The sequence below is a fragment of the Brevundimonas sp. genome (genome assembly GCF_044239655.1).
Lineage (GTDB): Bacteria > Pseudomonadota > Alphaproteobacteria > Caulobacterales > Caulobacteraceae > Brevundimonas.
On sequence record NZ_JBIIAY010000022.1, the window covers coordinates 21,012 to 30,409 of the forward strand.

The following is a 9,398-nucleotide window of genomic DNA, read 5'->3' on the forward strand; positions in this document are numbered from 1 at the left end:
TGGCGTCCTTGTCACCGCGCCGGTTGTCCATGTCCTCCACACTGAATGCCAGTCGCCAGCCCTCCCGCGAGCGCCGGCCGCTGGATGTGACCGGGCTCCAGGCCCTGGCGGCGACGGCCGCCCGTGGCGGGTCGGGCGCAGAGGTCGCGGGCTCTGCGCGGCGCGGCCCTTTCCGGCCCGAAGTCTGGCTGAACGCGCGCCAGAGGCACGCCTCGCGCCTGGCCGGCCACTATTTCAGGGCGATCGACGTGCTGGCCGTCCTGTCGGTGACCCTCGTCTGCGGCTGGGCAGCAGGGTCGGGCAGCCTGCTGCAGGACCGCTTGGCGCTGGTGCTGCCGTTCGGGCTGGGCGCGATCATCGTCCTGGGTCTGATGCGGTCGCTGAGCCTGTACCGGTTTTCGCGCGGTGAGGCCGTGCTGATGCATCTGGGCCGCGTCGCCGCCGTCGTGACGGCGGGTGGTGCCGTCGCCATGGCCATCGGCCTGCTCATCGACCCGGTCGAGGCCGATCTGGCCTGGCTGCTGATCTGGGCCGCGACCACCCTGCTGACCCTCTATACCCTGCACCTGATCTGGAGCGGGACGGTCGCGCGCTGGCGCGCCTCGGGCGCCCTGACCCCCAACGTCGTGCTGGTCGGTGCCACCAAACACGCCGAACGCCTGATCAAGGAGGCTCTGAAGCGGCGCGACATCAATGTCCTGGGCGTCTTCGACGATCGGCTGGCGCGGTCGCCGCAGAGCATCGAGGGCGTGCCGGTCCTGGGTGGATCGAACGACCTGCTGACCCACAAGATGACCCCCTATGTCGACCGCATCGTCCTGGCCATCGATCCCAATGCCCAGGCGCGGGTACGCGAACTGACCGCACGGCTGCAGACCCTGCCCAACGAAGTCATGCTGCTGGTCGATCCGCAGGGGTCGGATGAGCGCAACGCCGCTCTCGAACGCCTGGCGCGGGCGCCTCTGGCGTCGCTGGACGGCCCGCTGGACGCCGACCGCCGCGCCTTCAACAAGCGGATGCAGGATATGCTGGTCGGGGGTCTGGCTCTGGTCCTGCTGGCGCCGGTCATCGCCCTGACGGCCTTGGCCGTGCGCCTGGACAGCCCCGGCCCGATCTTTTTCCGCCAGCGTCGTCACGGCTTCAATCAGGAAGAGATCGTCGTGTGGAAATTCCGCTCGATGCGTCAGGCGACGGCCGACGCCACCGCCTCGCGTCAGGTCACGGCCGACGACGACCGGGTCACCCGGGTCGGCAAGATCCTGAGGTCCACCAGTCTGGACGAACTGCCCCAGCTGCTGAACGTGCTCAAGGGCGAGATGTCGCTGGTCGGCCCACGCCCCCACGCCATCGGCATGAAGACGGGCCAGATCGAATCGGCCCTGCTGGTCGCCGAATACGCCCATCGTCACCGCATGAAGCCCGGCATGACCGGCTGGGCGGCGATCAACGGCTCGCGCGGGCCGCTCCACAACGCCCAGGACGTGCGTCGACGCGTCCAGCTCGACGTCGAATACATCGAGCGTCAGTCGCTGTGGCTCGACCTGTGGATCATGGCCTTGACCGTCCCCGTCCTGCTCGGCGACCGTCTGGCGGTTCGCTGATGTTCTGGCGGGGCGTCTGGGGCTATCTGCCCGCCAATATCGTCCAGGGCGTCGTCGGGTTCGGCGCGATCTGGGTCTTCACGCGCCTGTTGAGCGCCGACGATTTCGGCCGGTACGCCCTGGCCTTTTCGATCACGATCCTGGCCCACGTCCTGGTCTTCAGCTGGCTGGAAGCCGCCATGGCGCGCTACTGGGCGGCGCAAGAACCCGGCCGGTCCATGGCAGCCCATTTCGCCAGCCTGTACCGTACGACCTTCATCCTGATCGCCCTGTTCGTGCCGGTGGCCGGCATCACCCTGTGGCTCGTCCCGCTGGATCCGGTATTCAAGATCGCCATCGGTGCGGGATTGCTGGGCTGTCCCGTGCGCTGCCTGACCAAGCTGGCACAGGAGCGTTATCGCGCGGCGGGAGAGGTCTCGCGCTCGGCTCTGCTTGATATCGCCACGACCATCGGCGGTCTCGCGATTGGCGTGGCTTTCGCCCTCGGCGGCGCGGGCGGAGCGGCCCCCTTGATCGGGCTGGGTCTCGCTCCCCTGTGTGCCCTGCCCTTCATCCTGCCGGGCGAGCTCAGACAGGCCAGGGCCGGCGTCGTCGAGGTGGCGCGGCTCAAGACCTATGCCGCCTATGGCTATCCGATCGCGGCGTCCCTGACCCTGGCGCTGGTGCTGGCCTCGACCGACCGGTTCCTGCTGGCCATCTTCATGGATGAGGCGGCGGTCGGTGCCTATCACGCGGGCTATTCCATCGCCAACCGGACGCTGGACGTGCTGTTCCTGTGGCTGGGCGCGGCGGGTCAGCCGGCGCTGGTCATGGCGCTGGAGCGCGGCGGGCTCGACCGTCTCAAGGAAGCGGCAAAGGAACAGGCCTCGACCTTCTTCCTGATCGGCATCCCGGCGGCGGCGGGCGTGGCCCTCGTGGCGCGGCCGCTCGCCGACGTCATGATCGGCCCGGACCTGCGCGACGCCGCCACCCTGGTCACGCCCTGGATCGCCTTTTCGGCCCTGCTGTATGGCATGACCGCCTACTATTTCGGCCAGGCCTTCACCCTGGGCCAGAAGACGCGGTTGTTGCTGGTGGCGATGATCATCCCGGCCGTGGCGAACGTCTTGCTCAACCTGTTTTTGATCCCCCGCTTCGGCCTGGTCGGCGCGGCCTGGTCGACGGCAATCAGCTTTGGTCTGGGGATGCTGGCGACCCTGGCCATGGGTCGCAAGGTCATCCCACTGCCCATCCCGTGGGATTGTCTGATCCGATGCCTGATCGCGGCGGGGTTGATGGCGCTGGTTGTCCGGACCCTGCCCCCGATCGGAGGTTTCGCCGAGCTGATGCTGGACGCCACCGTGGGAGCCCTCGTCTATGGTGCGGCGGCGGTCACGATGAACGCTGCGGGCGTCCGGGACCTGATCCTGCGCCTCGTCGCCCAGGCCCGGCAGCGCAGGGCCCCCGCATGACCGTCAGAACCTTCGCCAACCCTGCCAGCCTGACCGCACGGCCGATCCTGTCGGTGCTGATCCCGTTCCTGCGCGACGACCCCCTGCCCCTGCTCGATGCGCTTGAGACCGAGGCCGCAACCCTGGCGGGGACCGTCGAGGTCGTGGTCATGGACGACGGCACGGACGACCCCGCCCTGACCGAGGCGATCGAGACCCGCATCGCGACCTTCGCCCTGCCCGTCACCCTGCTGACCCTTGCCACGAACGAGGGCCGCTCGAAGGGCCGCAACCGCCTGGCCACAGCCGCGCGCGGACGCAGCCTGCTGTTCCTCGACAGCGACATGCGGCCGGACACGCCCCATTTCCTGGGCACCTGGGCCGATCTGATGCGCCGCGATGATCCCGCCGTCGCCTTCGGCGGCTTCTCTCTGTTGCAGGCACCGACCGACCGGCGCTTCGCCGTCCACCGGTCGATGGCGGCCAAGTCCGAGTGCGTGCCCCACGACATCCGCGCCCTGACGCCAGAGAAATACGTCTACACCTCCAACCTGCTGGTCCGCCGCGACGTGTTCGACAGCGAGGGTTTCGACGCCGCCTTCTCCGGCTGGGGCTGGGAGGATGTGGAGTGGGCCATGCGGGTGTCGCGCCGCTATCCGGTCGTCCACGTCGACAATCCTGCGACCCATATGGGCCTCGACACCGTCCAGGCCCTGGCCGGCAAATACGAGCAGTCGGCCCCGAACTTCGCCCGCGTGATCGCCAAACACCCCGACATCATCGAGGGCTACCCCAGCTTCAAGGCGGCCCGGCTGCTGAAGCGCATCCCGGCGCTGAGTGCCATCCGGCCCTGGATCCGCCGCGTGGCCATGATGGAGCCCCTGCCGGTCGCGACGCGGGCCTTCGCCCTGCGCCTCTACCGCGCCGCCCTCTATGCCGAGGCGGTCTGAGATGGGCGATGTCGCGGTCCTGATTCCGACAATGCGGCGGCCGGAGAGCCTCGCCCGCGCTTTGCGGTCGGTCTTCGCCCAGCGAGGCGTCGAGGCCAGGCTGGGCGAGATCGTCGTCATCGACAACGACCCGACCGGCAGCGCGGCCGGGGTCGTCGCCGGTCTGGTCGCCGAGAGCCCCTGCCCGCTGATCTACCACCACGAGCCCCGCCCCGGTGTGGCGACGGCGCGGAACGCCGGTCTGACCCGCACCAAGGCCCCGTTGATCGCCTTCCTCGACGACGACGAGGCGGCAGACGACGACTGGCTGGCCCGGCTGAACGCGGCCCAGGCAGCCTTGAGTACGGATGTCGTCTTCGGCCCGATCCGTGGCCGTGTGCCCGAAGGAACGGGCTGGGCCAGCGCCTATCTGGAGCGGTTCTTCGGCCGCGAGGGGCCAGCGGGCACCCAGATCATCGATTACGCCTACGGCTGCGGCAACTCCTTGATGGTGCGGGCCACGGCCCTGCCCGGCCTCACCCCGTTCGATCCGGCGGCTGATCGCAGCGGCGGCGAGGACGACGCCCTGTTCCAGGCGCTGGAGGCACGGGGCGGCACCTTCGGCTGGGCCGCCGACGCCTGGGTCGACGAGTTCGCCCCGCCGCACCGGGCCACGATGCGCTACGCCCTGGCCCGCGCCTTCGCCTATGGCCAGAGCCCCAGCCAGCTGGCGGCCCGGGACCGCAAACCCTTCGCCGTCGCCCGCTGGATGCTGATCGGTGCCGCCCAGACCGTCGTCTGGGGGGCCGCGTCGATCGCCATGAGCGCGATCGGCAGTCCCCGCCGCGCCGAGATGATGGACCGAACCGCGCGGGGCCTCGGCAAACTGTTCTGGTTCAAGGGCTTCGAGCCCCAGTTCTACGGCGCACGCGAACTGGCCCGTCTGGATGCTTTGAAGGCCGCCTAGCCGGTCAACCGCTTCAGGAACGGCGGGGCCTTGTAGGTCGAGCGATTGACCACGATCCCGGCGATCCGCCCGCCCACGGCCTCGATCTCGTCGCGCAAGGTGACCGGCTCGTTCGCGGGCGTCGACCCGGCCGAAACCACCAGAACGGTCGCGTCCACATAGGGGGCCAGGGTCAGGGCGACATCGTTCCGGTCGGCGGCGGGCGCGTCGATGATGATGGTGTCGCCGTGCTTGCGCATCGCGTCCCAGTAGCGCGGGTCCGACAAGGCCTCGGCGCGCTGGCCCGAACGCAGCCCCTCGGCCCTGAACCGCGTCACCCAGAGTCGCCCGCCGAGACAGGCGCGGGCCGTCATCAGACGCGATGGCGCGACCGGCTTGTTGTCGCGTCCCAGCACGGGCGGTGTCACCACATAGAAGACCGAGCCGTCGGGCGACGCCGCCGCTGACGGCCCCAGCCGCCCGAACCGTTCCGGCTCGGCGGCCACCGCCTCCTGCTGGCCCTGCTGAATCAGGTCCGCGTCGATCAGCCAGGCGGGCTTGCGCGCCCTCACGGCAGCCAGTCGGGCGAACTCGCGCGCCACCGTCGACGTCCCCTCGCCGGTCGTGGCACAGGCGAACTGGATCACCCGGCCGCGATGAGCGGGCGCCGGTCCCAGCGCGGCCCAGAGGCCCGCCATCTCGGATGTCAGATCAACCATCGAATCGGTTACGCGTTACACGGGTTCTCAAGGCTAACACGCAGAACTCACGACGCGCGCCTCAAGCCTTCATCGGCGCGACGGCGAGCACTGGCAGGTCCAGGGTTCGCCCGGCCGAGGCCGGGGTGATGAAGCCCCGCCGGCTGAACACCCGCAGCAGGCCGACGCACAGGGCTGTGAACCCGGCGAACAGGAAGACCAGGGCCAGCAAGGGCAGTTTCAGGCTGGACCCCCGCGTAGGGGCAGCCGGCACGTCCAGCACCCGGACGTTGTCCGAACCATTGCGGACGAGATCGTTGTCGGCCCGGCTCTGGCTCCCGCGCTGCTGGAACTCGCGGATGCTGGCCGTCAGGTTTTCGCGATTGCCGGAGAGGATGGTGTTCTGGCTCTCCAGGGCCGTCAGCCTGGCCTGGCGCTGGCCGATCATGGCCAACTGACCGTCCAGCACCGCCAGCTTGGCAGCCAGGGCGTCACGGTCGGCCTCGGCCGTGGTCCGGGTGGTTTCCAGCGCGGTCCAATTGGTGTTGGGCCCGGTGCGGACCTCCTTGGCCCCGACCGTGTCGCCGCCGGCGACATAGGCCTGCATGGCAGCGATCTCGGCCTCCTTGTCCTTCACCGGCTGGGCGTCGGGCGTATAGCGAGACAGCAGCTGTTCCCGCTCGGTGCGCAGCGTCAGGATGCGGTCCTGGGCCGAGATGTTCAGGTCCTGTTGCAGCACGATCTCGGCGGGCGTCATGGCCAGCTGCTGCTCGATCGTGGCCAGCCTCTGCGTCGCCTGGGTCAACTGGGCCTGGGTGCTCAGCCGGTCTGCGAAGGTGGTCTGATAGCTCGCGGCGGCCGCCGCCTTGGCCGTGGTGAAGTCGCCGATGTCGTTGGAGGCCAGGAACTGCTCATAGGCCGCGTCCACATCGGCCAGCTCGCCCTCGAAGGCGGTCTTCTGGCGATCGATCGCAGACGTCGATCCATCCTGGAACACCTCGCGGCGATAGCCCCGATAGGCCTCGATGATCGCGGCCAGGACGTTGGCCGACTTCTCGGCGTTGTCGCTTTCATAGCCCAAGGAGATGATGCCGCTGGTCGGGGTGGTACCGATCGTCAGGCTGTCATTGATCTCCTTGATCGCGTCGCCTTCCTGCTTGGCCATGGGCGCGGTGGAGGGCTTGGTCTGGAAGGCGGAGACCCCCAGGGTGCGGACGGCACGCAGCTTGACCTCGCGGCTGCCGATGATCTGGGCTTCGGTATTGGCGATCTCGCCGGGCGTCGGCGGCGCGGGCCGTTCGGTCAGGGTGCCGACCCGGGACTGATAGACATATTCCTGGCCCGCCCCGGCATAGATGGTCGCGCCCGCCACATAGGTCTTCTTGATCGTCAGCACCGCCGCCGCCCCGATCGCGAACACGACCAGGAAGATCAGGATCATCAGCCCCAGCTCGCGGAACAGCAGGCCGATCACGTCCAGCAGGCCGTAGCGCGGTCGGGTCGATACGGTGGCCGTCGAACGCATGACTGGGGCGAATCCGAAGAATCTGGGAATGATGCCGATCCTTGGCGGACCCGCATTAACCATTGGTTACCCATAACCGGCGAGCCTCACCGATATCGCTTCCCGGCCGAACGAGACCCCATGATTCCCGACCGCCGACACCTGTTGATGCTCATCGGTGCCGCAGCCCTGACCGGCTGCGGGGCCGCTCAAGGCATGACGCGCCAGGATCGCGGCCTGACCGGCGAGCGGATCACGACCGAAGGGTTCGAGCCCGTCGGCTTCTCGGACTGGACGGACGTCGAGCCGGAATACCTGCTCTACCCCGGTGACGAGATCGAGATCGCCACCCCCACCGCCCCCGAACTGACCCGCACGTTGAAGGTCGGCCCCGACGGCCGGGTCGCCCTGCCCCTGATCGGCCAGGTGATGGCGGCGGATCGCACCCTGTTCGAGCTGGAGACCAACGTCTCCTCGGCCCTGGCGTCACAGCTGGTGCGGCCGGTGGTCGAGATCACCCTGAAACAGGCCGGGCCGATGAAGGTCTGGGTCACGGGTGAGGTGCGGACGCCGGGCGTTTACGACATGCCCGGCGACATCGATGCGCTCCAGGCCGTCGTCATGGCCGGCGGCTATCTGCCCAGCGCGCGGTCGAACAAGGTCGGCGTGATCCGTCGTGGTCCCGGCGGAACCCGCATGTTCCGGGCCATCGACCTGCGCGAGCGTCGCGGCGAGGTCGTGGCCCTGCGTCGGGGCGACATGATCTGGGTGCCGCGCTCGACCCTTGGGGAACTGGCCAACTTCTTCACCCAGGTGAAGGCGGCCCTGCCCGTGGGCTTCAACTACACGATCAACGGCCAGTATCAGCAGTTTTAGGGGCTACCGCTCGCGACGCGGTCGCTCACTGCTTCAGCCCCGATGGTCTCGTCAGGCCGCGAACTTGACCACGCCGGCGTCGACATAGCGACGGGCCGCCGCTTGGGCCTCGGCGATTTCCTCGCGTTCCATCTCGGCCGACATCTCGCGGCGATAGACGCGCGCCTCCATCGAACCCTTCATGGCCGCCAGATTGAAGATCATGTGGGCCGAGACCCGGTCCATCGGACATCCGCCCGACCCGGACGAATACATCATCCCCAGGCGGAACAGGGCGTCACCGTCCATCTCGGCGGTCGGCAGGGGGAGACCGGCGTCGTCGGCGGTCTCGAACTCAGGCATCGCTTCTTGCATCACCAGATCCTCGTTGACGCCGCCCGTTCTGGGCCCGTCCTTGTAGGCCTGATCAAATACCCGCGGTTTGAAGTTAAAGTTAACGGCGCAGAGGTCCGCAAATTCTTTTCAGTAAAGGCGAAATGAACACTGGGAACCGCGTTCACATCCTCTCAAGACGCCGGTAACGCGGGATTCACACAGGTACAGAGGGGGTTAACGCGCGCGCTGACCGAACAGAAGTTTACGGGCGTCCTCGGCCGCCTTTCCCGAGGCCGCCAGATTGCCTCGCAGCGCCTCGCCCAACGCCCGACCGGCGATGACAGCGGGCCGCGACCCCACCCGATCCAGCCAGGCCTTCAGGTTCGGGAACTCATCGATGTTCTGCCCCTGGAGTTCCGGCAGGACCCAGGGCCAGGCGGCCATATCGGCGATGGAATAGTCCCCGGCCAGATAGTCGCGGTCGGCCAGCCGGCGATCCATCACCCCGTACAGGCGATGCGTCTCGTTGGTGTAGCGGGCGACGCCATAGGCGATGTGCCTCTGGTCCGGCGTGACCGCGCGGGCATACTGGCGGAAATGATGGGTCTGGCCCGCCATCGGGCCCAGACCGCCGACCTGCCAGAAAAGCCACTGATCGATCTCGGCCTTTCGACGCAGGTCGGTCGCATAGAATTTGCCGGACTTGGCGGCGAGGTACTGGAGGATCGCTCCGGATTCGAAGATCGAGAGCGGCAGGCCGTCCGGCCCGTCCGGATCGATGATGGCCGGCATCCGGCCGTTGGGGCTGATCTTCTGGAAGGCCGGCTCGAACTGTTCGCCCTTGCCGATGTTGACCGGCTTCATCTCGTAGGCGAGGCCCATTTCCTCCAGCGCGATGGAGACCTTCCAGCCGTTCGGCGTGGGCCAGTACCAGAGTTCGATCGGACGAGGCATGGCGATCCTGACAGGGTTCAGATTGGGGCTGCGGCTCAAGGTGAAGCTGGGCACCCGGGCCTGCCTGCGCAACCCGCATGCAGGCCCAACGCGACATTCAGCCGGGGTTCATGCGAGGAAGACGACCCTGTCCACAAGCCGCCCG

9 protein-coding genes are annotated in these 9,398 nt (G+C 68.2%); 5 read left to right on the forward strand and 4 right to left on the reverse strand.

All coding sequences use genetic code 11. The annotated features are described in order from the left end of the window. Window positions 1-29 precede the first annotated feature (29 nt). Genes ACILQR_RS04740 through ACILQR_RS04755 form a run of 4 tightly spaced genes read left to right on the forward strand, consistent with a single transcriptional unit; the run spans window position 30 to window position 4,927 of the window. Window positions 30-1,601 (forward strand): exopolysaccharide biosynthesis polyprenyl glycosylphosphotransferase, encoded by a 1,572-nt coding sequence (locus ACILQR_RS04740; RefSeq protein ID WP_395650332.1) that lies wholly within the window; start codon window positions 30-32, stop codon window positions 1,599-1,601. Beyond that, on the forward strand, window positions 1,601-3,052 hold the full coding sequence (locus ACILQR_RS04745) for a lipopolysaccharide biosynthesis protein (protein ID WP_395650333.1): 1,452 nt from the start codon (window positions 1,601-1,603) through the stop codon (window positions 3,050-3,052). The genes ACILQR_RS04740 and ACILQR_RS04745 overlap by 1 nt, the downstream gene beginning before the upstream one ends. Beyond that, entirely contained in the window at window positions 3,049-3,981 is a 933-nt protein-coding gene (locus tag ACILQR_RS04750) for a glycosyltransferase family 2 protein (protein ID WP_395650334.1), read from the forward strand. The genes ACILQR_RS04745 and ACILQR_RS04750 overlap by 4 nt, the downstream gene beginning before the upstream one ends. 1 nt (window position 3,982) lies before the next feature. Continuing rightward, window positions 3,983-4,927, forward strand: coding sequence for a glycosyltransferase family 2 protein (locus ACILQR_RS04755; RefSeq protein ID WP_395650335.1), 945 nt, complete (start codon window positions 3,983-3,985; stop codon window positions 4,925-4,927). Here ACILQR_RS04755 and ACILQR_RS04760 read toward each other — a convergent pair. Beyond that, window positions 4,924-5,625: a hfsB gene (locus tag ACILQR_RS04760; RefSeq protein WP_395650336.1), complete on the reverse strand. Its 702-nt coding sequence runs from the start codon at window positions 5,623-5,625 to the stop codon at window positions 4,924-4,926. The genes ACILQR_RS04755 and ACILQR_RS04760 overlap by 4 nt on opposite strands. Before the next feature lie 61 nt (window positions 5,626-5,686). Further along, window positions 5,687-7,129 (reverse strand): GumC family protein, encoded by a 1,443-nt coding sequence (locus ACILQR_RS04765; protein WP_395650337.1) that lies wholly within the window; start codon window positions 7,127-7,129, stop codon window positions 5,687-5,689. 120 nt (window positions 7,130-7,249) lie between these two features. Between ACILQR_RS04765 and ACILQR_RS04770 the strand changes: the two genes are divergently transcribed. Beyond that, a complete protein-coding gene (locus tag ACILQR_RS04770; protein WP_395650338.1) occupies window positions 7,250-7,984 on the forward strand; it encodes a polysaccharide biosynthesis/export family protein in 735 nt (244 codons plus the stop codon). A 51-nt stretch (window positions 7,985-8,035) separates the two neighbouring features. Here ACILQR_RS04770 and ACILQR_RS04775 read toward each other — a convergent pair whose 3' ends face one another. Continuing rightward, window positions 8,036-8,338: a sel1 repeat family protein gene (locus ACILQR_RS04775; RefSeq protein ID WP_395650339.1), complete on the reverse strand. Its 303-nt coding sequence runs from the start codon at window positions 8,336-8,338 to the stop codon at window positions 8,036-8,038. A gap of 195 nt (window positions 8,339-8,533) precedes the next feature. Further along, window positions 8,534-9,253: a glutathione S-transferase N-terminal domain-containing protein gene (locus tag ACILQR_RS04780; RefSeq protein WP_395650340.1), complete on the reverse strand. Its 720-nt coding sequence runs from the start codon at window positions 9,251-9,253 to the stop codon at window positions 8,534-8,536. Between the last annotated feature and the right edge of the window lie 145 nt (window positions 9,254-9,398).